Below are 23,754 nucleotides of genomic sequence, written 5' to 3'. Positions count from 1 at the left end.
TTATTTAATTACATAAATAAGTGACACACTTGCCTTAGTAGGCCCGAAATAGTTTTTGCTGCTTTCCTTCAATCTCGTACCACAGGTAGCGCAAGGATACTTATCATATACAATGTGCGCATATCCCACTCCAACAGACGTTTCTATGCTCCAGCGCTTTTTCAGAATCCACGAATATCCTACGGAAAAGCCACCGCCATAAAGATATCCCTGATAACGCGTATGCTGCATATTGTTACTGATAAAAGACCAGTCGGGCCACCCTCCTACATTGAAATCGGCATAATGTCCGTGTATTCCGGCAAACATACGCCGAAAACTCTCGCAAAACCAGTAACGGACCTCGGGTTGTATTCCCCAATGACGGAGACGTTTGCCGTCGGAAAGTTTCCACGGATTATAATTGATCGGAATATCCAGCGTCCATTTACGCGCCAGTCCGATCTCCAGCCCCAAATTCATGGTAGTAGTAGCATCATACAACAGATTGCTTTTCAGCGCAACCTTCTGGGCATGCCCCTCGGAAATAGCACATCCGAGCATGAATAATATGAGTATAGCAACTTTCTTCATTTATATCACATTTACTGTTGTTTATTGCCCTAATTGAGTAACATCTATTTTTATGCGTTGCACATTACTGATACCCGTTCTAGCGGAAGATACCATTGTTGTGAGATGTACGATTCCGTTTCTGGAATCCGCCTCTATATTGGGCAATACCTTAATGTATATCTTACCGTCTTCAACGATAATGCGTTCTTCTCCTGTATGTTCTTCCGGCATTACGGAAGAATACAGGCGAATCCAATTTTTAGCACTTTCATCCACTTCGCCCGTAAGGCAGAAATAGTTGATTTCATACACCTCTGAATTTGAATTTCCAGTAGGCATGAGCTGAAGCGTACTTCCCGCAGCAGGAACAGCTTTCCTTTGTCTAATATGAACTTCTTTTTCCAAATTTCCTGTTTTTAATGTTATATACATATCATCTTACCACCTGTTTCTCTTTGTCTTCCTTCATACCACATCAGCTAGTCAGAGCTCCCAACTGTTACCGGTGTTATCACCAGACCAATGGAAGTGACTATCGGTATCTTGTAATAAGAGTCTTGACTTTTGTAAGTCCCTTGAATGTTCAGACAGGTGTTGTTCTGAATGCCGGACTCATACATAATATAATTCATGGGGATAGATTCTTGAGTATCACTATAAGACAGAAGGCAAAGCAAAGAATTGCTCAACGGTTTAGTCAACAACCTGGCATATATATCCGCACAAGTTGTCACCTCCGGTGTTAATTGGATGAGAATGCTAATCACATTCAACTCCTGCACACACCCCACCGCAGATAATAAAAAAATCAAATATAAAAAACTGGTTGTAAGTCTTGTTATTTCTCTCATCAATTCTCTAATGTACTTTCTTCTACTTTTCGTATATCTCTTACTTCTCTTTTTGCTTTTCTCTCAGGACAATATTTTTGTCCAAATCTCATATTGCAAATTTCGGAATATTAAAGGAGATACAAAATTGTATTCATTTCTGTTACAGAGAATCAACTCAGAATAAAGGGGCTAATTATGCAGGTAGCGAATAACGAGGTTACGAAATTCACAACAAAAATATTCAATATTCTCATTTCTTTCGATATGCGAACATTTTAAAATTCACAAGTTTCTTTCATAAAAACTTGGACAATGGAGGGAAGTTATAGTTTTCCGTGTCATTTAGACACAACTCAGGCACAAATTAGACAAAAGGCATAGCTATTTTATACAACAAAATAGGCTAATAACTTGCATAATTTGCGCCTAAATGACAGAATGTTCAATTTCTGTATATATATAACTATCAGATTATAAGGTTTTACGCTCAGTTTCCGTAGGTGCTACCTCATCAGGAATACTGAATTCGCGATTAGCAAACAGATCTGCAAGTCCTGAAATTTGTTTCAGGCGCAACAATTCATCACGATCCATACCAATATTTTTCATTATCCATTGATCGGACATACCTGCTTTGTCAAGCTCTGCAACAATGTTGCACATCAGTTCAATGTTATGCATTCCACGCGCACGGTTGTGCCGGATGGTCGAACTCATACGGTTAGACAAGTCTTTGTCTATCACCACAATCGGCAACAAACCGTTTTCACGCTTATAGATTCGTTGGGAAGTTTTCAATACCGTATAGCGATGGTAACCATCCACCAAGATATAACGGTCTTCATCTTTATTGTAGTAACATACACATGGCATCGTAAAGCCATCTTCCCAAATAGAGAGTTCCAGCAACTTCATTTCAGGCGGTGCAACGACATTCGGATTATAATCGTTCGCATATACTTTTTCTACGGGTACCGCTTTTACCTCGTAAACAGGGCTTTTATCTACACTCATGATACTATGATTCTATATTGTTCCATAATTTGGCTTCTCTTACTCATCTCCTCCTTTGTAGGTGAGAATCCCATATATTTGCAGGCATGATCATTCTTGAGAATACAAACACACATTCGCTTATACGTAGGTATTTCTTTGAATTCCGGAATGTCAATATCATCCTGATACTCCATACGTACCGGTTTTTTCAACGTTTTGTAATTACTGTTGTCCATAACGATAATCGGTACTTTCGCATCAATCAGCTTTTGAATGGTGGCATCACTCAGGCATCCGCCTTTTGTCCGCCAGAAATTCACGCTTACTGAAAGTTTACGGAGATAGTTTTTCCTCGCCCGTTCCGGCAAAGTGGACAACAAGAAATACATAAACTCGCGCCATGTATATCCTTCGGGAAGTTTCACCGACTGCCATCCCATCGCATGAGTACCGCCATACATACCGGTAAAGTTCACGCCGTTCACCCTTCCGACCATTTTGCCCCAAGTATTAGGATCAAGCACCCGGTAAAGTTGTAGGCTCTCCTGCGCTTCATTAATAAAAGGACTCGCTACACGCTGACGCTCCAGATTGACTCCAGCACGATAGTAAAGGTCATATAAAGTATTATAATCCCACTGGAATTTTCCATTGGCCGTCCATACATCCGTCGTCTTCCAGTCGAATATAGGATAGGCATTATAAATATCATTCCCGACTTTTGAAGTCCATTTGTATTTATGATACATCTGGAATTTGCGGCTCATATAGATACATCTCCACCGGTTGAAACTTTCCTGTGTACGGATTCCGATCAGACAACAAGTGCGTACTGCGTCATTTTTGTTATGTATCCATTGCGCAAAACGCATCTGAAACTCATAATCCCACATGGTTGTATTATAAAAAGGAAAATCATCTTTGGTCATTGCCTTTTTAGGCATGGAACGAACCCATATATTCTTTTTATTATCTTCCCAGGGACGCCAAAAGGATTGATACATCGAAGTGCAGGTAGCCACACGGAAAGGAATACACACCCTGTACACATCCAAAATATCCTTGTTAGCCTCCAGTATCCGGTCTACATAGTCGATGGTCATTTTATACTGGATTTCATAATCCATGTGAAAAACTCCCAGACGTATATTCAGCTTATTCTTCCGAATATAGTCAATACACATATTCAGCAGTACCCCACTGTCTTTACCTCCAGAGAATGACACATATATATTATCAAATTCATTAAATATAACTTTCAGTCGTTCTTGTGCTAATTCATATACATTCTTTGTGCCTGCTATTTTCTTTTTCGTCATAAGTTATCTATACATTTTTACATACCGTGTCCATTTCTTGTCCATGGATACAAATTCAAACTTTTCAAATGTTTCTTTATCTTGTACCAGTGTGACCGAATTGAGCAACCAGCTCTCAGGCCCGAATTCCGCAATGGCGGCAGGCAACAAATGCGACAGGATTTCCTCCCGTTCGGTGTCTTCTGCCTTCACATAATAATTATTGATTACAGCTTTCTTCCGATTTTTCTGTTCCACCGGTAGGAAGCCCACCACTTCTTTATCTTCAATAGCAATAAACCACACATACTCTTCGCCCGTCTTAAAAGGGTAATTATTGTTTGCGCGTATCACTTCGGGATCCATCACCATCGGCGCCAGAAGCCGATATAAGTGTTTATCTTTTCCTTTTAATCGTATTATCTGTATCATATCATTCAAAAATGGACACACAAAAATAAGGAAAAAATATCAAATTCGTCATTTCTGTTCCTAAAACATTTGTTTTTCATGTTATTATCTCTATATTTCGATATTTTTGAAATCACTCGTCCGTCATTCCTCTTTCACGTATAAAATAAGTCAATATGGTAGCAAAACTTTGATATTCCCGCCTGGGAGTATGCGACCGACTTTGATATTGATAACGGGCAAAGATGACTTCACATGCCAGTTTATATTTGAAATGCAGCTTTAAACGATGCTGCAAAAACTCAAACACCCGGCAGAGATATGCAAACACATCTCCCACTTTGGCTTTGAGAATTAGTCGTGGTTCACGATGCATATCCGATATATGTTCCATTTCACTAAGAACATATTCCAGTTGCTCTATTTCCTCACCAGTATTTTGCATTGTACATTTCATTTGTTCCATTTTCTCTTCCTGATGGATGTAGTGTTCTCGCTTTCGTTGTAAACGATCTTTTATGGTCTCTATTTCTTTCAATATTATAAAATTTAGTTATATATAAACGGCTTGACATTACTGATTATTAAAATGGCAAAACGCCATATAAAATTTAATTTCACCTGCAAATATAGAGAAGATTGTTTAAATAATTAGATTTTTATTTAAAAAATATTCATACTTATAACACATTTAAATTACCAGCATTATAAGATCGTTTTTTCCTTCCGGTGAAACGAATTATATTTTTGCATAATATTTAAATATTTTAAACAATGGATAATCCATCTTTTGACTGACTGCTTCATGGCTGCCATGTACTGTCTGAAGTGACAGTAGCTTATTTTCCCAGCTATCAGCATAATTGTTCAGCAGTGAAAGCATTCCGCCAAAACATAATTAAATCTACTAGCAGAAATACTTAAGAGATACCTTCTCCTCCCTAAAGTCTTATTCGAAGAGCAAATAAAAGTAACTAAAAATGCAACAGGATACTTTGACGCGTTTATTTTGGTATTAACCATGTCAATTATAGTACTGTGGAATATCACATCACCAGTACACATTTCAATGTCGGAAGGGTGAGTCTGTAATGTCCATCGCTCATTGGGTAAAATTATGGGGTTGGAAACGCAGTCGCACGCGGTATTTCTTCAATAAGATGTACGATGAAAGTATTATCGAAAGATTATCTAATCCATACAACACTCACGATTCTCTATTAATCAAGCGTTTACGATAGTCAATTACCTTATACAAAGGTAGTCAATTAAAATTTTAGACAGATTTTGGTCAAATATTCTTTTTTATTAATTAAAAAGGCTACAGTATTACAAACTAGTATTGGATTTCAGTCTCTTTTCCATATATTTGCGCCCGCATTCTTATTTTTGAATCAACCTCCTTATTCAATTTACCAAACTAGATAAAACAAATGGGAAATATAAACGCAGTAATTACAGGAGTCGGAGGATATGTACCCGATTATATCTTAACCAATGATGAGATATCCAAAATGGTAGATACCACCGATGAATGGATTATGGGGCGTATTGGCATTAAGGAAAGGCGTATTCTGAAAGATGAAGGACTGGGAACTTCTTACATAGCTCGTAAAGCTGTCAAACAATTGATAAAACGTACCCACACAAGTCCAGATGATATTGATCTGGTAATTGTAGCTACAACAACTCCTGATTACCGCCTTCCTTCCACTGCTTCTATTTTATGTGAGAGACTGGAACTAAAAAGAGCTTTTGCTTTCGACATACAGGCCGTTTGCAGTGGTTTTTTATATGCATTGGAGACAGGAGCCAATTTTATCCGTTCCGGAAATTACAAGAAAGTGGTAGTTGTAGGTGCTGAAAAGATGTCGTCAATAATAAACTATACTGACCGGGCAACTTGTCCGATTTTTGGCGATGGCGGAGCAGCCGTCATGCTTGAACCTACTACTGAAGATTTAGGTATTATGGATGCTGTGTTAAGAACAGATGGTAAAGGATTACCTTTTTTACATATTAAAGCCGGTGGTTCCGTATGCACCCCTTCTTATTATTCATTGGATAATAAAATGCACTACATCTACCAAGAAGGACGCACCGTATTCAAATATGCAGTATCTAACATGGCAGATGCTTGTGAATCTATTATTGCAAGAAACCATCTAAGCAAAGACAATATCGACTGGATGATTCCCCATCAGGCTAATCAACGTATTATTACTGCCGTAACACAACGTTTGGAAGTTCCTGTCGAAAAGGTCATGGTTAACATCGAACGATACGGCAATACCAGTGCAGGCACTCTTCCACTCTGCCTTTGGGATTTTGAAGATAAACTCAAAAAAGGAGATAGTCTGATTCTCACCGCATTCGGAGCTGGATTTGCCTGGGGAGCCATTTATATAAAATGGGGATATGATGGAAAAAAGAGATAGCAATTATTTTCTAGATGCGGTGCGTACGGAAGATGAACCTTAGATTTATTCCTCACATATTCAATATCTTAGCAAGCTCTTAATTCTTTCTCCCACTAATAACCCCACGTGTGCAATTCTTTAGATTGCTTGGTGTTGCGGTGGTTGTTTGAGTTGTTGCAAAGATAATAATTTTCTGCGAAAACAAGGCATTTAATGAAATATTGCATAATAAAGACTTTAACATATCTAAAAATTATATATCTTTGTGCTATTAATTAAACACTCAGATTGTTATGGAATGTATTTATTGCAAACAGAATATACCAGATAACGCTAAATTTTGCCCATTTTGTACCCAACAAATTAGGTGTATAGAATGTAATGAACCTCTCTTTCCCAATGCAAAGGTATGTATTAATTGTGGAAAAGCATTGAATATAGAAGTTAATGCAAATATGAATACTATTGAATTTTCAGAGACTAAAAATTCACGTTCTTTTAAAGCATGCTTTACTGATACAGTTGGTGGTAGTATAGGTGAAGCTATTGGATTGATTATAAACGACAAATTACCTGTTAAAAATACATTTAAATCAAAGACACAAATCTCTGCAAGCTTACTTCCTCATAATAGTAGTGAAGGAGAGAATATAGATACGGTAGAAGTCGTAGACGATGAATTGGAACAACTTAATCAAGTATTCAAAAATAGCAATGGAAAAACATCCTTACAAGAAACAAGATTGAAAGCCAAATCTAAAAGAGATGCGGGTATAAGATTAACATTGCTATTTATGTATTATCAATATAAATTAGGTATTGAAGAAGTTCAAAGAATAGATTTAACTAAAATTTTAAGAGATGCGAGCTTAGAAGATTCCAATTGGCGTACTTGGTTAATTAATAATAATTTAGTAGGTGTAAAGGAAGATAAAGTTGAACTAAAGGCTCCGGGAAGAGATGCGGCTAAAGAATTTTTATTAGAAGTTCTAAATCCTGAAATAGAAGATAAATGGAAATTAGGTACTTCACGTACAAGCAAGAGAGGAAAAAAGAAAGAAAGTAATGATGAAACTGAAATTTGATGACTTTTGCAAAGCTTCTGAAATTGCATTTCAAAAGAAAAAAATAGATGCTGCTGTTTTAATAATTTGGTATCACCAAAAGGTATCAAATAGAAATTCAATATCTATAAATGAAATAAATAATTATTTTAAACAGGCTCACTTGCCAGAATATAATAAATTTCGATTATCGGAACATTTAAGATTAGATAAAAGAATAACAAAGGGTGAAAATGGTAATTATAAACTCAATAGAGCTATTCTTGAGGTATTAGACCAGAAATTCAACCATTTATTTGAAGATGAAACGAAAATTCAACTCCAAATATCTTTAGAAAATACTCCTTTTTTAGAAAATACAGATATTGAAAATGCTCATAAAATGGCAGAATTGTATCTAATTATTTTTTGTTTTGAAAATTCTGCAAGGCATTTTATATTAAAAATATTTTCATCAAATTTTGGTGAGGACTGGTGGAATATTATAAAAAATACAGATTTTAAAAAGAAAGTAGAAGAACGCATGTCGCGTGAGCAAAAACTGAAATGGATTTGCCAACGAGGGACATCCCCTCTATTTTATTTGGATTGGAGCGATTTATTAAAAATTATACGAAAATACGAAAATTTATTCACGCCCTTTATTGCTGATTTAAAATTCATAGAACTACGATTTGAAGAGCTTGAAAGAGTTAGAAATATTATTGCGCATAATGGCATTATACCTGATAAAAATGATATAAATCGATTAATTTTATATTTTCAAGATTGGTGTAAACAACTTAAGAAGCTTTCCATCTGATTATTTATAAATAATCAGATTATGACAAAACTTGTCTTTTCATTTCATAAATACTCTTATTTATTAAACAAACCTAATCTTTGAGCAAAATTTACAGCCTCAATCGAATTATTAGCTTTTAGCTTTTGCAATATATTCTGTCTATGGCTATTTATGGTATTTATACTAACTTTCAAAGTATTTGCTATCTCTTTACTTAACAAGCCTTGCTTCATCAAACGCAAAACCTCCAACTCTCTATTTGTTAAAGGTTCATCCAATGTATCAGATAAATCTATAAAAATCTGTTCTCCAGTTTTAAAGTTATATAGGTGGCTTTTAATAATTTCTGATTCATGGCTTGCGTCAACATCAATAACTGACAACATAAGCCAAATATTGCCTGATTTATCTAACTCAACAATCTGTTCCTGCTCTATTATACGGATATACTCACCTCGTAGATTCCTCACCCGCATTTCATGAATGGCTTTATAGTTCATTTTTTCTTCATTGGAGAACGAACTCAATATCGAATAGATTTTCTTTCTTACAAGTAATCCGTAGTATATATCATCCGGATGTATAACCTCTACTACTGGCTGATGCCCGTCTATAAACAATCTATGGGAATCAAGCCCATATAATTCAGGAATATTATCAGAAACAAATACGAATTTTTTTGTGTAGCAATCAAACGCCAACACTATACTATGCGTAACTTACGAGAGTTTTTTCCAGTCTTTTTTCCTTTCTTCGAGAATGGAATAATCTACCTCATCAAGTAGTATGTTTGATGTTGGAAGTAAGTTTATTATTTGCTTCTCAATTTCCTCAATTTTCATATTTTAAAACATCTGATTATTAGATATTTGCACGTTATCTCATTATAAATAACTATTGCCTTTAGAGTCTATTGCTTCTATCTTTGCACAAAGATAATGAAATCAGTATAAGATAAATAGATATTTAATATTTTAATTTATGTAGTATGATAAAGAAAATTTGTTTAATGACACGTAACGGAAAAGAGGTTGTAGGACGTAGAGTAGTTGTTACTTCTGAGTTTGAAGCTAACAGGGAAAATATTTGGTGTAAAATTCAGGATATTGATACCTTAAGAGAAATTTGCAAGCCAAAAGCCAGTTTTGTATCTTATGATAATACTTCTCCTACTTGGAAAGAAGGAAAATCCTTTTGCTTTAAAATGTTCCTACATGGATTTATTCCAGTAGGAAAACATACAATAAACGTAATCAAAATGGATAAAAGCACAGGAGAGATAGTAACAAATGAGTATAATAAAAAAGTAACTATATGGAATCATTATATCAACATGGAAGAAATTTCTCCTAATGTAACAAGATATACAGATATGGTCGATTTATATGCAGGAGGTTTAACTGCTCTTGCCGCTTGGTGGACGCTTAAATTTTATAAACATAGGCAGAGAAAATGGCAGAAGATAGCAAGAAACTTATAAAACAATTACAATTTGTCTTCTAAGAAAGATTATGCCAAAATGGGATTTAACAGAAAAGCAAATATATAAATTGCTAAAGCATCCTTGCCAAAAGGAAAAATCTGTGATAGAAGAAATAACTTCTGCATATCTTGAATTTGTTGAAGATTTATTCGATTATCTCAATAAAGAGCATGATAATAAAATACGTATCAGGCAATTAAATATGAGTTATATAGATTTCGGAACAATAAAAGCATTAGATGAAACTTCTCCTACTGAAAATAGTAAACTGAAAATTATATATCTTGATAAACTCTTGTCTTTAATAAATATGGAACAAGAACTAATCTATCGCCAAATGGAATATCCAAAATTTTTCATCAATATAGAATCTGATTGGAAATCTCCATTCTACTTAAACAATGAGGTTATTAAAATCGTAGATATAATGGAATTGGTTTGTGGTATTTTTTATATCAGAGATGGAATAGTTCGGATTGATAACAAAGACATCTTTTTAAGCGATATTGCCCGGATTTTTGAAAAGATGTTCAACATTAATTTTGGAGATATATACAAAAAAGAAATTGCGGTTATCAAAAGGAAACCTACTAAAATAACAGAATTTTTAGATAGCTTAAAAGTTGCTATTCTAAAAAAGAGCAGAGATAGTGGTTATAACCATTTATAAAAATGAATTTTCTGTTATATTGATAATCAACATGCTACGAATGATTTATGGGGGATTAGGTGTACCATTCCCCCATTTTCTTTGCTTCCCTTTTCCGAACTTTGCTTCATCAATCGATTGGTAAGCATTAGTGTATAACCTGAAAAATGAAGCAATATGTATGTAGATAGTTACGAGTTCAAAGACTGGATGCAAAAGCTACTTGATAAACTGGAAGAAGTCGGCAAAGATGTAAAGAGTTTGCAAACCAACCCAAAAGTAATGCCGAATGACAAACTTTTGGATAATCAGGATTTATGCCTGCTGTTCAAAGTCAGTACCCGGACATTACAGAGATTAAGAAGCAAAAAACTGCTGCCCTTTATGATGATTAGCGGAAAAGCCTACTACCGGGCTTCCGATGTGCGTGAGTTCATAAAGGAACGGTTCGATGTGGGCACGCTCCGAAAGTTCGAGAAAGAACACAGAACGAATAAGTAAGAGTGAAATTCATCCCGGAGCTGTACACGTGGCAGTTTCGGGATGTTTTTCTTTTGGCAAGTCTGTATTTACTTCCCTGATGATATTGTTCCCTCTTCCCTATAAGATGCTTCAAACTGTTTGGTAAGCGCAATAATCTGCTGGTTCGTCTTTACCAGTTCAACAGTGTATCGTTCCAGTTTGTAAAGCAAGGCAAGTGCTTTCTTTTCCGCAAAATTGGAATGGAGTTCTTTCACCGTTTGGTTATACAGTATGCCTATGCTCCTGAATTGTGAAAACAATTGGGAGAGTTGGATGTAATAATCTACCTTGCTTTTATCAATTCTAAGCACCTTAAACGATTTCCCGAAAATACAGTTCTTAATGAAATGCGCCTTTACCTTGTAGCCTGATTGGTCGTAAAAGGCTAAGAACTTAGCGTTCTCCACATCGTCTAAATTAAGAGAATAGCGGTGTGTTCGTGGGTCAAGCTTAGGCTTGCGCCCACCTTTGTTAAATGGCTTCTTTTTCTGTTCCATAATGATAATTATTTACTGGTTTTACGACTTTGGAGTAAAACCAACCACCTTAAAAGGTGGCAAGGTTTTGAGGCACAAAAAGCGAAGCGCGGGCCTCAAAACACAACTTGCTGTTCTCATGTGATAACAAAAATCTTCCCTATAGTCAGATTGCAAAAGCAAGCGGTTTGGCTTTATCCTCTGTCTGTTTATCAGTTGCAAAATTACAGACAGTAATTCCCTCCCGAAATATAGGCGGTTGCGCCAAATTGTAACATAAACAGACAAAGTAACCCCATTTTTAAAAGCGTTTGTTTTTACCTCTTTCTTTGCTGAAAAATGATTGAGTGGTGGCAATATATAAGACAGTAAAACAAGGTCTGAATATAGTTTTAAACCATGTTTGAAAGCTATTTAAAGATAAAGGGACATAGTTATAAAACTGGCTTGCATTTTTTCAATCAGTATCGGGAATCAATCATCTTATTTATAAATCATTAAAAATTAAATGTATGGAAGAAGTAAAACAATCATTACAGGAAACAGCAAGTAAGGAACGGGAAAGTTATAAATCGGTGTTCCTTAAAAAACGGTCGGTTTGCAACCGTCAAAGCGTGTACATAAGCGGAGAGATACAAAAACGTATCGTTCAGATTGTAGGCGTGATTACAAACAAACAAGTAAGCATCGGAAATTTCATTGATAACGTACTGGAAGAACATTTAGGTGCGCATAATGATGTCCTTTCGGCTCTCTACCGGGAAGAAATACAAAAAGGAATATTCAACCAGCCAAAAGAGAAAGACGTATGAATATTGTAACTATTGAGGAACAGACTTTTAAACAAGTATGTGGGAGGTTCTCCGGTTTCGTCAGTCAGGTGGAACGGATTTGTAAAGAGAATACCCACCAGCCGGAGAAATGGTTGTCAGGTCGTGAAGTGTGCGCCTTGCTCGGTATCAGCATCCGAAGTTTGCAGAACTACCGGGACAGTGGCAAATTGGGTTACTCCCAAATCGGTAATAAACTGTACTATAAATCTGCCGATATTGAAAGACTGATTGCAGAATGTACGATAAACGATGTTTTAGGAAGGAAAAACAGCTATATATCAACCAACAAATAAGTATCGCCTTATGAAAAGAAAACAAGATGTCAATTCAGAAGCAAATCAATCTTTCACCCTACCGGCTATTGTCGGCACATGGGAAAGTCTAAATCTTCATCCTACGGTAATGATATACCAAAGTGGGAAAAAGTATCTCCTTTCGATGCTTCATGTATCGGATAACGGACAGGCGCAACCCGCTACTTACGAGATACAGAAAGAAGATAGCCGTTACTTTATTGTTTCAGCCTTTAAGCGGCTTTATATCGATTATGACAAGGCAAAAGACAGCCTTTTCATTTCTTACTATGGCGATTACCTGCGTATATACCAATCATTCAAGCTAACTATAAATGAATATGTCAATATGGAACTGATAAACAGCAATAGTGAACTAATAAACGAGTTCTTTCAATCTATGGATAGAATGTTAGACGGCATCAGCCGACTGGCAAAGGAAAGCAGACCGCATTTGAACGGTGATAAGTTTCTAAGCAACCAAGAAGCGTCCAAATATCTGAAAGTAAGCATCCGTATCCTGCAAGAATGGAGAGATACGGGCGTTATCCCTTACATTCAGATAAAAGGCAAAATAATCTATCGCCAAAGCGATATAGAACGGCTTTTGCAGACCTACTAAACAAGGAACGGCAGGAATAGCTTATTACCCTAAAACACATTTTTTCCGAAACTGACTAAGAACATTAACTCTATCAGTGTAGTAGTCCGTCTGTGCAAGCCTTTGGAAGAAAATACTACCCGGAGCGGAGCGCAGGTGTGGAGATTTTCTTTCAAACCCGTAGGGCTTGGGCTTGAACGGACGGAATACGGAGCTTACCTTTGTTAATGTTTTATTCAGCTTGGGAAAATTACATAGCATTTTTCTTTGGTAATACTATTTTATTCTATACTTTTGCAAAGTATTCGTTCTTTGAAAGAATGTGGAAGAAGGTACAATTGAACCAATAGTACTACAAAATTAAAGTGATTTATCACACCAATATGGTTTTATGGGACGAGCATCTGTGTTCATCTATATTAATGATAAACATCAGAGATAGCGGTCTATCCATTTATAGTTTGTTGGCATTCTATATAGGGATTCCTCACTTGTAAATCGTCTCTACGTCTGTTAGGACATGAAAATAGAGAGCAAAAGAAGGTAATGTATATAGTATTATTGGTTATTAGTAATATTGATTGAGGACATGGCGATATTGCCATATAATCATTTAATATTATATATCATGAAAAAGGTTATACCTTCAAAAGGAGGAAAAATAAAAACCTCCCATTGCTCTTCGAAGATAGGAAGAATGACAAAAAAAATAGATGAGTTTTCTCAACTATTAAAGTCTATTCAAAAATGTGGAAGCACCTTATATCTACTTTTTAAAAGTTTGTTTAAGGTAATTCCAGTTATTTCAAAAATATACAGTTTTTTGAAAACCGTTTTTGATATTCTATCGGCTCTCTAATTTCTTTTATACATTTTAGTAGGATGATTACAACCGAAAAGCATTTGCTATATATACTAAAAGTTTCTCGTCAACAATTGGATTCCATTATAGAGAATATAGATAAATATTACTCTACATGGGAAAAGCCTAAATTAAATAAAGACACCAATGAACCTTTATATAATTCTGATGGAACAATAAAAAAACGCACAATTAACTCCACTAATAAAGATTTGAAAGTTATACAAAAAAGATTGTATAACTATTTACTTTCAAAAACAACTCTTCCTAATTATTTTTTTGGAGGTATTCCTAAGAAGGATAATATTCTTAACGCTAAATATCATCAAGGTAATAAATATGTATTTACTACAGACTTGAAATCCTTTTTTCCTTCCATTAATCATAAAATGGTGTTTTATATGTTTTTAAAATTAGGATGCACCCCTGAAATTGCAAGAACTTTAACTAAACTTACTACACATAATTATCAAGTTCCACAAGGTGTTCCAACATCAACATTAATAGCTAATTTGGTATTCAAGTCTGTTGGCGATAGAATACAGGCATTAGCAAAAGAGAATAATATTAAATTTTCAATATTTGTTGATGATATAACAATGTCTTCTTCTATAGATTTCCATAAAAAAATCCCTGAAATATTATCTATTATAACTACTTCAGGATATAAAATTAGTCATTCTAAAACTTTTTATAAAACAAAAAATCCAATAGTTACTGGTGTAATATGTCAAAACAATAAACTTAAAATACCACAATCATATAATAAAAGAATAAAGCGAATCAAGGCGGACGTTCAAAACAATGAACAAGCATTCTTAAAGATAAAAGGACTAACTATGTATCGTCAAAGAATAAAGCAAGCATAATTCTTTTTCTATTTAAAATTCTTCTCCACATTCACCATATCACGCATAATAGAGCTATCTAAAACTTTTGCATAATGCTGTGTCATTCTGATATTGGAATGTCCCAAAATCTTAGAGACATTTTCCATTGACACATCATTGGCGAGAAAAACAACGGTAGCCGCAGTATGCCGGGCAACATGTGTAGTTAAGCGTTTGGTAATGCCGCATAAATCAGCGATTTCTTTTAAGTAGGCATTCATGCGCTGATTACTGATTACGGGTAAAAGCACACCTTTCTTTATACACTCTGCATTATCTTCATATTTCCCCAATATCCTTTGGGGAATGGATAAAACGGGAATGTTGCACATCTGATTGGTTTTCTGCCGTGCCTTGCGTATCCACAAAGCACCGTTATTGTCTTTTATCAGGTGCTCACGGCTTAACTGCTGCACATCAACGAAAGCAAGTGCGGTAAAACAGCAAAAGACAAAAATATCCCTTACCTGCTCCAAACGTTTGATAGTAAATTCTTTGTTCATCAAAACATCCAATTCTTCACGTGAAAGGAACTCTACATTAACTTCTTCCTGCTTGAAGTGGATGCCGTAAAACGGGTCTTTCTTTATCCAGTCGTTAGCCAAAGCAATACGAACAACTTTTTTCAAGTTCTTCAAATGCTTCAATGCGGAATTATTTTGGCAATGCTTATCCGTTTTCAGCCAAAAATCAAAATCACGAATAAATTGCCCATCCAGTTCTGCCAGCATTATATCATCACGGTGGTAGCAACTACGGATATATTCTTTCAAGCGGTTTATTGAAGTATCAAACTTGGTAACTGTGCTTTCCGTATATTCTTTGCCAATCAGGGCACGACATTTTTCGTTATGCTCTGCATACACTTCCAGCAAGGTGCGCTGTACCTTGTCCCGCCCGTAGAAACAATCCTTTATAATATCGGCTGTTATCGGTTTGTTGTCTATCTCCAATTCACGGTGTATCTGCAATACTTTAGCACGAACCGTATTGATATAGTGGTTTAGTTCGGTGGCTACACGGTCTTTTCCTTTGGAACATTCCTTTTTCTGATTCCATAAGTCTATGGGAATACTCCGTTTAATCATAACTTCGGCTACTCGCTTGTTTACGGTGATGCGCATACAAACAGGAGCTTCACCGTTTTTCAGAAGTTTTGATTTCTTAATGATGAACAATACGCTTAGTGTGTTTCTTTTCACTGCTCCCATAATTCTTTGATTTTTAAGTGGTACAAAATTAGTTTGCTACACTCAAAAACCAGCTACGCAAAAAGCTGACAATCAAAGACAAAAGCGTCAATTCGTGGGAGCAAAAACGGCTTTCAAAAAGTCCCACGGATAAGCCACGTGAGAACTGCCTGAAACCGCTGTTTTTTGCCTAAGCGAGGAAAAAGAAAAAGCTCTGAAATTCAAGAATTTCAGAGCTTTGCTTTAATTTACTATTTGCTTTCGCGGTGCGTACGGGACTCGAACCCGTGACCCCATGCGTGACAGGCATGTATTCTAACCAACTGAACTAACGCACCAGAACTTCAATTTATTAATCTGCATCTCTCTCGATTGCGGATGCAAAGGTAGATATTTTTTTTGAGATCTGCAATAGCTTCAGTATCTTTTTTCTGAAAAAGTGGGTTTATTAAGAATTATCGTGTACATTTGCAGATACTAATAAAATAGAAAATAGAATGAAAAATACACCAATTGAACGACATCTGATTGATGAAACTATAAATGAGTTTCAAATTGTCGATTTTTCAAAAGCTACCATTCGAGAAGTGAAAGCTATTGCTTCGAAAGCAGAAGCTACATCGGGAGTTGAATTTATTAAAATGGAAATGGGCGTTCCGGGGCTTCCTCCTTCCGCAGTAGGTGTGAAAGCAGAGATTGAAGCACTACAAAATGGCATTGCCAGCCTATACCCCGATATCAACGGATTGCCGGAATTGAAAAAAGAGGCTTCCAACTTTATCAAAGCATTTATCAATGTAGATTTAGGCCCGGAAGGTTGTGTACCTGTCACCGGCTCCATGCAGGGAACATTCGCTTCATTCCTTACTTGCAGTCAATGTGACGAAAAGAAAGATACGATTTTATTCATCGATCCCGGATTCCCGGTACAGAAACAACAGTTGGTAGTAATGGGACAAAAGTTCGAAACGTTTGATGTATATGACTACCGCGGAGACAAACTGAAAGAAAAACTGGAAAGCTATCTGAAAAAAGGAAATATATCAGCTATCATTTATTCGAATCCAAATAACCCCAGCTGGATTTGCCTGAAAGAGGAGGAATTGCAGATTATCGGTGAATTAGCAACGCAGTATGATGTAATTGTTTTGGAAGACTTGGCTTATTTCGCGATGGACTTCCGCCAAGATTTGAGTAAACCATACCACCCCCCCTTCCAGCCATCAGTAGCCCATTATACAGATAATTATGTATTACTGATTTCCGGATCGAAAGCATTCAGTTATGCCGGACAGCGTATTGGCGTGAGCTGTATCTCTGATAAATTATACCACCGAAGCTATCCGGGACTGACCAAACGATATGGCGGCGGTACTTTTGGAACAGTTTTCATTCATCGCGTACTTTATGCACTTTCATCGGGAACCAGTCATTCCGCACAATTCGCCATGGCTGCCATGCTGAAAGCTGCCAACAAAGGACAATATAACTTCCTCAACGAGGTGAAGATCTATGGTGAAAGAGCGCAAAAATTGAAAGAAATCTTCCTCCGTCACGGTTTCCACCTAGTATATGACAACGACTTGGGAGACCCGATTGCGGACGGATTCTATTTTACCATCGGATATCCTGGAATGACCAGCGGCGAACTGGCCAAAGAACTGATGTACTACGGAGTGAGCGCGATTTCATTGGTTACAACAGGCAGCCATCAAGAAGGGTTGCGCGCGTGTACCTCTTTTATTAAAGATCATCAATATGCGCAATTGGATGAAAGAATGAAACTATTTGCTGAAAATCATCCGATAACCTGATTATTTGACATAAGATATTCATAAAAGCCATTCTTAAAATGAAAAAAAACGGAAAGAACGATTGTTATTCCGTTTTTTTTCTTACTTTAGTGGCATGAATATCGACTCTGACATATTTAAGATTCAATCGAATAATGTGTTACCATCAAGAGGAAGGATTTTAATATCTGAACCTTTTCTGCGTGACGCAACGTTTGGCAGATCCGTAATTTTACTGGTCGATCATACGGACGAAGGAAGTATGGGATTGGTTATCAACAAACAACTGCCATTATTTCTGAATGATATCATTATGGAATTTAAATATCTGGACGAGATTCCTCTATACAAAGGTGGACCTATTGCCACTGATACTTTATTTTATCTCCATACACTATCAGACATCCCCGGCTCTATCTCTATCAGCAAAGGACTTTATCTGAATGGAGATTTTGATGAAATAAAAAAATATATATTACAAGGGAATAAAATCAGCGAATGTATCCGTTTCTTCTTGGGATATTCCGGATGGGACAGCGAACAGTTGAGCAATGAAATCAGAGAAAACACATGGTTGGTGTCTGAAGAAGAGAAATCATATCTGATGAAAAACAATATCAAGGATATGTGGCGGACTGCTTTAGAGAAGCTAGGCAGCAAGTACGAAACGTGGTCACGCTTCCCACAAGTGCCTACTCTCAACTAATATTTTATTTCTTAGGATTCAAACATTGGAGGAGCAATGCATCTTTGTAGCCCCCCTCCACTTGCAGCCAATTTTTTAATAATCCGCATTGAACGAAGCCACAAGATGTGAACAGTTTTACACAAACTTCATTATCTGTCGTGACATGCGCATAAAGCTGACTTAAAGACAGAAAATCAAAAGCGTATTCACAAAGAAGTTTCAATGCGTCGGTAGCACAACCTTGTTGCCGATAATCCTTATGGATAGCAATTCCTACTTCTCCCCGCGAATGAAGGGGAACAAAATCCGTAATATCAATCGTACCAAGTATACACTGGTCAGATTTACGTACAATCATCAGACGTAATTGCTTATCCGCAAACACATCACACTGTGAACCTTCAATATATTGGCGCAACACATAACGGGAGTAAGGAACCGTAAAGTTACTGATGTCCCACATGGAAGGGTCATTTTCCATCTCATACATTATATCCATATCTTCCGGCTCGACCGCACGAAGATAGATACGCTCGTTCATCAAGAAAGACTGTCTCATAGCTTTTCATCTTTTGCAATGTGAAGCTCATTACGCAATCTCTTCTCGCTAGGTAGGCAGAAAAGCGACGCTGTCAGGCCAATTAGCATACAGAGATTACCCGTACTACTCAACGTCAGATAGTAACACAAAAGGTTCACCACAATAGCTACTTCAAGCATTCCCAAGCGTACAATATTCCATTGCACATATCGCTTCAAGGCAAGCGTAATAGTCATGTGATCTATCTTTTTCTTAAGCACCAAGCTAAATAATTTGAGAGAAAGAGGCACACACAAAGCAGTGAGCAAAATGCCGACTGTCTCAAAATAGTAGATAGCCGGCGCGTTATCTACCCAACCTCCTACAGGAAAGAGTTCAAACTCTCCTGCCCCAAGCAAAAATGCCGGGAGTACCCAAAAGAAAACATAACTGATATTCAAATTTCTAACAGCTCGTTTTATCTGTTCTTCCATGTTCGTTCTTAAATGATTAATAATGATTATACAATTCCGGTAAAAAGCGTCCGGTTCACAATACTGCGTCCTAAAGTCACTTCATCAGCATATTCAAGTTCATCACCAACCGATATACCACGGGCTATCACACTTAGTTTAACCCCTAGTTTATCTAACTTGCGATAGATATAGAAGTTGGTAGTATCACCCTCCATCGTGGTACTCAATGCCAAAATAACTTCTTTGATTCCACCTTCAGCCACCCGCTGTACCAAACTTTCAATTTGAAGGTCACTCGGTCCGACTCCATCCATTGGAGAAATAACTCCGCCCAAAACATGATAAAGCCCGCGATACTGCTGGGTTGCCTCTACCGCCATTACATCACGAATATTTTCCACCACACAGACAGTGGAAGCATCCCGTTGCGGATTAGCACAAATCTGGCAAGTTTCAGTATCGGATATATTATGACACACTTTGCAGTATTTCACTTCACGCTTCAACGTTATGATAGAATTTCCGAAAGCTTCCACAGTAGCCGTATCCTGACGAAGCAGATGCAGAACAAGCCTCATAGCCGTCTTACGCCCGATACCCGGAAGTTTGGAAAATTCGCCGACTGCTTTTTCAAGCAGTATAGAAGGATATTGTTGATTCATAGATAATAATTGCTGTTCTATCGATAAAACCTTGCAAAGATACAGATTATTGTTTTTAATACCTACAAAAATTGCTACCTTTGCATCTGTTATGATGATACTAGTCACTATTCTTTGCTACTTCGCAGTATTATTACTAATAGCCCGTATCACCGGACGTAAGGGCGGATCGAATGCAGCGTTCTTCAAGGGAGAAAATCAATCACCTTGGTATATAGTCTCTTTTGGAATGATTGGCGCCTCTATTTCCGGAGTCACTTTCGTCTCTGTACCGGGAATGGTGCGCGGAATGGATATGACCTATATGCAAACAGTACTCGGATTTTTCTTCGGATACATGGTCGTAGCCCACATTTTACTTCCTTTATATTATAAGTTGAATCTGACAAGTATCTACGGTTATCTCGGCACCCGTGTCGGAGTGCGTGCCTATCAAACTGGTTCCTTTTTCTTTCTGCTGTCACGTATGTTGGGAACCGCAGCCAAACTTTATCTGGTATGCCTTATTCTCCATACTTATGTATTTCAGGAAATGCACGTTCCCTTTTGGCTGATTGCTGTCGGTTCGGTTGCATTGGTATGGATATATACTCATAAAAGCGGAATAAAGACCATCGTATGGACAGATACCTTACAAACATTTTGCCTAATTGCCGCCCTGATTTTTATCATCTATTTTACGATCCAAAGATTAGACCTTAACTTCAGTGGCATTGTCCAAACAATCCAAAACAGTGAACACAGCCGTATTTTTGTATTTGACGACTGGGTATCCCGGCAGAACTTCTTCAAACAATTCTTCAGTGGTATCTTCATCGTAATCGTAATGACCGGCCTGGATCAGGATATGATGCAAAAGAATCTTTCTTGCCGTAACCTCCGGGAAGCACAAAAAAACATGTACTGCTATGGTTTCTCATTCATTCCACTAAATTTCCTTTTTCTATGTTTGGGTATTCTATTGATAGCACTAGCAGGACAAATGCAACTCGAACTGCCAGCTATGAATGATGATATACTGCCCATGTTTGCAACCCAAGGTTATCTGGGACAATCCGTATTGATACTTTTTACAATCGGCATTATCGCAGCAGCTTTCAGCAACTCGGATTCCTCCCTGACAGCCATGACAACCAGTGTATGCGTAGATCTGCTGAATACGGAAAAAGATACAGAAGAAGTGGCACGTCGCAAAAGAGACAAAGTACATTTATCGTTATCAGTCTTATTGGCATTCTTCATCTGTCTGGTAGAGATACTTAATAATAAGAGCGTTATTGATGCCATATATATCATCGCCTCCTACACATACGGCCCCCTGCTCGGAATGTTTGCTTTCGGGCTTTTTACACGTAGGCAAACGACCGACCGATGGGTTCCTCTCATAGCCATCCTTTCACCACTGCTCTGCTATCTTGCCGACTGGTGGATTGGAAAAGAAACCGGATATAAATTCGGTTATGAATTGCTAATGTTAAATGGAACGCTTACCTTTGCGGGGTTAATCTGTATGTCTAAAAAAGGGAAAACGCTGAAAGTACCATAGAAACAAGTACTCCGAAGTTTATAATAAATAATGGCAGAGTTTATTATAAACTGCGCAATAGTTTATTATAAACAATGAGCAAGTTTATTATAAACAATTTTACAAAGAAATAAATGACAAGAAAATGGAAATAACAAGTGCTGAATTTGTGATTAGCAATACGGACGTGAAGAAATGCCCGTCCGGTATTTTTCCTGAATATGCCTTTATAGGACGTTCGAACGTGGGAAAATCAAGTCTTATCAATATGTTGACTGGTCGTAAAGGTCTGGCCATGACCTCCTCCACTCCGGGAAAAACGATGTTAATCAACCACTTCCTTATCAATAAGAATTGGTACCTCGTCGACCTTCCGGGATATGGCTACGCCCGACGCGGACAAAAAGGAAAAGACCAGATACGTACCATAATTGAAGACTACATTCTGGAACGAGAGCAAATGACCAACCTCTTTGTCCTGATAGACAGCCGGCTGGAACCCCAAAAAATAGACCTCGAGTTTATGGAATGGCTGGGCGAGAACGGTATCCCCTTCTCTATCATCTTTACCAAAGCCGATAAACTCAAAGGTGGACGTTTAAAAATGAATATCAATGCCTATTTACGTGAGTTGAGCAAACAATGGGAAGAGCTCCCTCCTCACTTCATTTCTTCCTCGGAAGACCGCACAGGACGTATTGACATACTCAACTACATAGAAAATATAAACAAGGATCTCAATATTAAATGAAAGAAGAATGAAAATGAAAAAGAGTTTTTTATCTATTGCCTTTATGGCAGTATTTATGCTAACGGCGACTAACAGCCAGGCGCAATCGTGGTCCGACTTACTTAATAAGGACAACATTTCAAAAGTAGTAAATGCCATCACTGGAGCCACCGAATCAATCGACATGACCGGAACATGGAACTACAAAGGTTCGGCGGTAGAGTTCGAATCGGATAACTTACTAATGAAAGCAGGCGGAGCTGCCGCAGCTACTATGGCTGAAAGCAAACTGAACGAACAATTAAGCAAAATTGGTATTAAAGATGGCCAAATGAGCTTCACTTTCAATGCCGACAGTACTTTCACCAGCACAGTGGGCAAGAAAACACTGAAAGGCACTTATTCCTACAATGCTTCAACCAAACAAGTTGATTTGAAGTATTTGAAACTTCTGAATCTGCACGCTAAAGTAAATTGCAGTTCCAGCTCACTGGAGTTGTTGTTCAACTCGGACAAACTGTTGAAACTAATGGCTTTCATCGGCAGCAAAAGCAGTAGTACCGCACTGAAAACAGTCAGTTCACTGGCCGAAAATTACGATGGAATGATGCTGGGATTCCAACTCTCAAAATAGCAAAAGAGAATCGTTTAATACTATTTCGCACTCCATAAAGTATATTTTAGGGGAAAAAGCATTATCTTTGGCATTTGTAATCAAAAAGAGAAGGAAAAATGAAAAAGATACTTTTTTTAATGACCCTGTTAGTAATGGGCGTAAGCTTTACATTTGCGCAAACAAATGCAGATATCAAGTTTGACAAAACGACTCACGATTTCGGTAAGTTTTCTGAAAACAGCCCGGTTGTCAGTTGCACATTTACCTTTACTAATATAGGTGATGCCCCTCTGGTGATCCATCAGGCTGTAGCCTCTTGCGGATGTACAGTACCCGAATATACAAAGGAGCCCATCATGCCGGGTAAAAAAGGAACAATCAAGGTGACTTATAACGGAACAGGCAAATATCCGGGACATTTCAAGAAATCAATCACCTTGCGTACCAACGCCAAAACAGAGATGGTAAGATTGTATATTGAGGGCGATATGACAGCAAAAGATGCAAAGTAGGAGAAAATAGACTATTACATAAAGGAGAATCTTTCGGTTCTCCTTTTTTTTTGTTTACTTTGAGGACGGAAA

General features: G+C 37.2%; 27 protein-coding genes, 1 tRNA gene and 3 pseudogenes. 17 read left to right on the top strand and 14 right to left on the bottom strand.

The genetic code is table 11. From position 1 onward, the window contains the following. From GD631_RS14600 to GD631_RS14570, 7 genes are all read right to left on the bottom strand, one after another. A complete protein-coding gene (locus GD631_RS14600; protein WP_143260072.1) occupies nucleotides 1-573 on the bottom strand; it encodes a DUF3575 domain-containing protein in 573 nt (190 codons plus the stop codon). A 21-nt stretch (nucleotides 574-594) separates the two neighbouring features. Then, nucleotides 595-960, bottom strand: a complete 366-nt coding sequence (locus GD631_RS14595; RefSeq protein ID WP_143260071.1) for a hypothetical protein — start codon at nucleotides 958-960, stop codon at nucleotides 595-597. A 74-nt stretch (nucleotides 961-1,034) separates the two neighbouring features. Next, nucleotides 1,035-1,367, bottom strand: coding sequence for a hypothetical protein (locus GD631_RS14590; RefSeq protein WP_223225922.1), 333 nt, complete (start codon nucleotides 1,365-1,367; stop codon nucleotides 1,035-1,037). A 492-nt stretch (nucleotides 1,368-1,859) separates the two neighbouring features. After that, entirely contained in the window at nucleotides 1,860-2,402 is a 543-nt protein-coding gene (locus GD631_RS14585) for an IbrB-like domain-containing protein (RefSeq protein ID WP_004300435.1), read from the bottom strand. Then, nucleotides 2,399-3,703, bottom strand: coding sequence for a DUF3440 domain-containing protein (locus tag GD631_RS14580; protein ID WP_143260070.1), 1,305 nt, complete (start codon nucleotides 3,701-3,703; stop codon nucleotides 2,399-2,401). Before GD631_RS14580 ends, GD631_RS14585 begins: the two co-directional genes overlap by 4 nt. A 3-nt stretch (nucleotides 3,704-3,706) precedes the next feature. After that, complete coding sequence (locus GD631_RS14575; protein WP_143260069.1) at nucleotides 3,707-4,114, bottom strand: hypothetical protein; 408 nt, start codon at nucleotides 4,112-4,114, stop codon at nucleotides 3,707-3,709. A 112-nt stretch (nucleotides 4,115-4,226) separates the two neighbouring features. Then, a complete protein-coding gene (locus GD631_RS14570; protein ID WP_143260068.1) occupies nucleotides 4,227-4,634 on the bottom strand; it encodes a hypothetical protein in 408 nt (135 codons plus the stop codon). Between the two features lie 892 nt (nucleotides 4,635-5,526). Here GD631_RS14570 and GD631_RS14565 point away from each other — a divergent pair. The 3 genes from GD631_RS14565 (at nucleotide 5,527) to GD631_RS14555 (ending at nucleotide 8,379) form a co-directional block, all read left to right on the top strand. Beyond that, nucleotides 5,527-6,531: a beta-ketoacyl-ACP synthase III gene (locus GD631_RS14565; RefSeq protein ID WP_143260067.1), complete on the top strand. Its 1,005-nt coding sequence runs from the start codon at nucleotides 5,527-5,529 to the stop codon at nucleotides 6,529-6,531. 275 nt (nucleotides 6,532-6,806) lie between these two features. Then, the gene (locus GD631_RS14560) at nucleotides 6,807-7,598 is read left to right on the top strand and encodes a zinc ribbon domain-containing protein (RefSeq protein WP_118465591.1); all 792 of its coding nucleotides are present in this window, start codon (nucleotides 6,807-6,809) and stop codon (nucleotides 7,596-7,598) included. Beyond that, nucleotides 7,579-8,379 carry a Swt1 family HEPN domain-containing protein gene (locus tag GD631_RS14555; RefSeq protein ID WP_143260066.1) on the top strand — a complete coding sequence of 267 codons (801 nt, stop codon included), beginning with the start codon at nucleotides 7,579-7,581 and terminating at the stop codon, nucleotides 8,377-8,379. The genes GD631_RS14560 and GD631_RS14555 overlap by 20 nt, the downstream gene beginning before the upstream one ends. Before the next feature lie 56 nt (nucleotides 8,380-8,435). Here the strand turns inward: GD631_RS14555 and GD631_RS14550 are convergent. Then, nucleotides 8,436-9,203 (bottom strand): annotated as a pseudogene (locus tag GD631_RS14550) (LuxR C-terminal-related transcriptional regulator). A 146-nt stretch (nucleotides 9,204-9,349) separates the two neighbouring features. On the opposite strand from GD631_RS14550, the gene GD631_RS14545 reads away from it, so the two are divergent. The 3 genes from GD631_RS14545 (at nucleotide 9,350) to GD631_RS14535 (ending at nucleotide 10,994) form a co-directional block, all read left to right on the top strand. Then, nucleotides 9,350-9,841 carry a hypothetical protein gene (locus GD631_RS14545; protein ID WP_143260065.1) on the top strand — a complete coding sequence of 164 codons (492 nt, stop codon included), beginning with the start codon at nucleotides 9,350-9,352 and terminating at the stop codon, nucleotides 9,839-9,841. 31 nt (nucleotides 9,842-9,872) lie between these two features. Further along, nucleotides 9,873-10,514, top strand: coding sequence for an RteC domain-containing protein (locus tag GD631_RS14540; protein WP_143260064.1), 642 nt, complete (start codon nucleotides 9,873-9,875; stop codon nucleotides 10,512-10,514). 156 nt (nucleotides 10,515-10,670) lie between these two features. Then, on the top strand, nucleotides 10,671-10,994 hold the full coding sequence (locus tag GD631_RS14535; RefSeq protein WP_143260063.1) for a helix-turn-helix domain-containing protein: 324 nt from the start codon (nucleotides 10,671-10,673) through the stop codon (nucleotides 10,992-10,994). A gap of 68 nt (nucleotides 10,995-11,062) precedes the next feature. Here the strand turns inward: GD631_RS14535 and mobA are convergent, their stop codons facing one another. After that, the gene (gene mobA, locus GD631_RS14530) at nucleotides 11,063-11,512 is read right to left on the bottom strand and encodes a conjugal transfer protein MobA (protein ID WP_143260062.1); all 450 of its coding nucleotides are present in this window, start codon (nucleotides 11,510-11,512) and stop codon (nucleotides 11,063-11,065) included. A gap of 491 nt (nucleotides 11,513-12,003) precedes the next feature. On the opposite strand from mobA, the gene GD631_RS14525 reads away from it, so the two are divergent. From GD631_RS14525 to GD631_RS14505, 5 genes and pseudogenes are all read left to right on the top strand, one after another. Beyond that, nucleotides 12,004-12,303, top strand: coding sequence for a DUF3408 domain-containing protein (locus tag GD631_RS14525; protein ID WP_008777164.1), 300 nt, complete (start codon nucleotides 12,004-12,006; stop codon nucleotides 12,301-12,303). Further along, nucleotides 12,300-12,617 (top strand): helix-turn-helix domain-containing protein, encoded by a 318-nt coding sequence (locus GD631_RS14520; RefSeq protein WP_143260061.1) that lies wholly within the window; start codon nucleotides 12,300-12,302, stop codon nucleotides 12,615-12,617. Before GD631_RS14525 ends, GD631_RS14520 begins: the two co-directional genes overlap by 4 nt. A 10-nt stretch (nucleotides 12,618-12,627) precedes the next feature. Further along, nucleotides 12,628-12,924: pseudogene (locus GD631_RS14515) on the top strand (DUF3876 domain-containing protein); the annotation flags it as partial. Between the two features lie 42 nt (nucleotides 12,925-12,966). After that, a pseudogene (locus tag GD631_RS14510) lies at nucleotides 12,967-13,259 on the top strand (helix-turn-helix domain-containing protein). A gap of 841 nt (nucleotides 13,260-14,100) precedes the next feature. Next, entirely contained in the window at nucleotides 14,101-14,949 is an 849-nt protein-coding gene (locus GD631_RS14505) for a reverse transcriptase family protein (protein WP_185911478.1), read from the top strand. A gap of 8 nt (nucleotides 14,950-14,957) precedes the next feature. Here GD631_RS14505 and GD631_RS14500 read toward each other — a convergent pair whose 3' ends face one another. Both GD631_RS14500 and GD631_RS14495 read right to left on the bottom strand, forming a co-directional pair. Beyond that, the gene (locus GD631_RS14500; RefSeq protein ID WP_185911477.1) at nucleotides 14,958-16,181 is read right to left on the bottom strand and encodes a site-specific integrase; all 1,224 of its coding nucleotides are present in this window, start codon (nucleotides 16,179-16,181) and stop codon (nucleotides 14,958-14,960) included. Between the two features lie 243 nt (nucleotides 16,182-16,424). After that, nucleotides 16,425-16,498: transfer RNA gene (locus GD631_RS14495), tRNA-Asp, on the bottom strand. A gap of 159 nt (nucleotides 16,499-16,657) precedes the next feature. Between GD631_RS14495 and GD631_RS14490 the strand changes: the two genes are divergently transcribed. Both GD631_RS14490 and GD631_RS14485 read left to right on the top strand, forming a co-directional pair. Continuing rightward, the gene (locus tag GD631_RS14490; RefSeq protein ID WP_143257608.1) at nucleotides 16,658-17,974 is read left to right on the top strand and encodes a pyridoxal phosphate-dependent aminotransferase; all 1,317 of its coding nucleotides are present in this window, start codon (nucleotides 16,658-16,660) and stop codon (nucleotides 17,972-17,974) included. 94 nt (nucleotides 17,975-18,068) lie between these two features. After that, the gene (locus tag GD631_RS14485) at nucleotides 18,069-18,659 is read left to right on the top strand and encodes a YqgE/AlgH family protein (protein WP_143257607.1); all 591 of its coding nucleotides are present in this window, start codon (nucleotides 18,069-18,071) and stop codon (nucleotides 18,657-18,659) included. 4 nt (nucleotides 18,660-18,663) lie between these two features. Here the strand turns inward: GD631_RS14485 and GD631_RS14480 are convergent, their stop codons facing one another. From GD631_RS14480 to recR, 3 genes are read right to left on the bottom strand one after another with little or no spacing between them, the layout of a single operon-like run. Continuing rightward, nucleotides 18,664-19,200, bottom strand: a complete 537-nt coding sequence (locus GD631_RS14480; protein WP_143257606.1) for a GNAT family N-acetyltransferase — start codon at nucleotides 19,198-19,200, stop codon at nucleotides 18,664-18,666. Then, a complete protein-coding gene (locus tag GD631_RS14475; protein WP_143257605.1) occupies nucleotides 19,197-19,655 on the bottom strand; it encodes a hypothetical protein in 459 nt (152 codons plus the stop codon). Before GD631_RS14475 ends, GD631_RS14480 begins: the two co-directional genes overlap by 4 nt. A 26-nt stretch (nucleotides 19,656-19,681) precedes the next feature. Continuing rightward, complete coding sequence (recR, locus tag GD631_RS14470) at nucleotides 19,682-20,299, bottom strand: recombination mediator RecR (RefSeq protein ID WP_143257604.1); 618 nt, start codon at nucleotides 20,297-20,299, stop codon at nucleotides 19,682-19,684. Between the two features lie 91 nt (nucleotides 20,300-20,390). On the opposite strand from recR, the gene GD631_RS14465 reads away from it, so the two are divergent. The 4 genes from GD631_RS14465 to GD631_RS14450 all read left to right on the top strand — a co-directional run bounded on the left by GD631_RS14465 (nucleotide 20,391) and on the right by GD631_RS14450 (nucleotide 23,682). Continuing rightward, a complete protein-coding gene (locus tag GD631_RS14465; RefSeq protein WP_143257603.1) occupies nucleotides 20,391-21,845 on the top strand; it encodes a sodium:solute symporter in 1,455 nt (484 codons plus the stop codon). 124 nt (nucleotides 21,846-21,969) lie between these two features. Beyond that, nucleotides 21,970-22,575: a ribosome biogenesis GTP-binding protein YihA/YsxC gene (gene yihA, locus GD631_RS14460; RefSeq protein ID WP_143257602.1), complete on the top strand. Its 606-nt coding sequence runs from the start codon at nucleotides 21,970-21,972 to the stop codon at nucleotides 22,573-22,575. 13 nt (nucleotides 22,576-22,588) lie between these two features. Next, complete coding sequence (locus GD631_RS14455; protein ID WP_143257601.1) at nucleotides 22,589-23,188, top strand: DUF4923 family protein; 600 nt, start codon at nucleotides 22,589-22,591, stop codon at nucleotides 23,186-23,188. A 98-nt stretch (nucleotides 23,189-23,286) separates the two neighbouring features. Then, on the top strand, nucleotides 23,287-23,682 hold the full coding sequence (locus GD631_RS14450) for a DUF1573 domain-containing protein (RefSeq protein ID WP_143257600.1): 396 nt from the start codon (nucleotides 23,287-23,289) through the stop codon (nucleotides 23,680-23,682). The last annotated feature ends 72 nt before the right edge of the window (nucleotides 23,683-23,754 follow it).

It is taken from the genome of Bacteroides luhongzhouii (genome assembly GCF_009193295.2).
Taxonomy (GTDB): Bacteria; Bacteroidota; Bacteroidia; order Bacteroidales; family Bacteroidaceae; genus Bacteroides; species Bacteroides luhongzhouii.
Note: the sequence above shows the minus strand (reverse complement) of the source record. Positions and strands in the feature narration are given on the sequence as shown.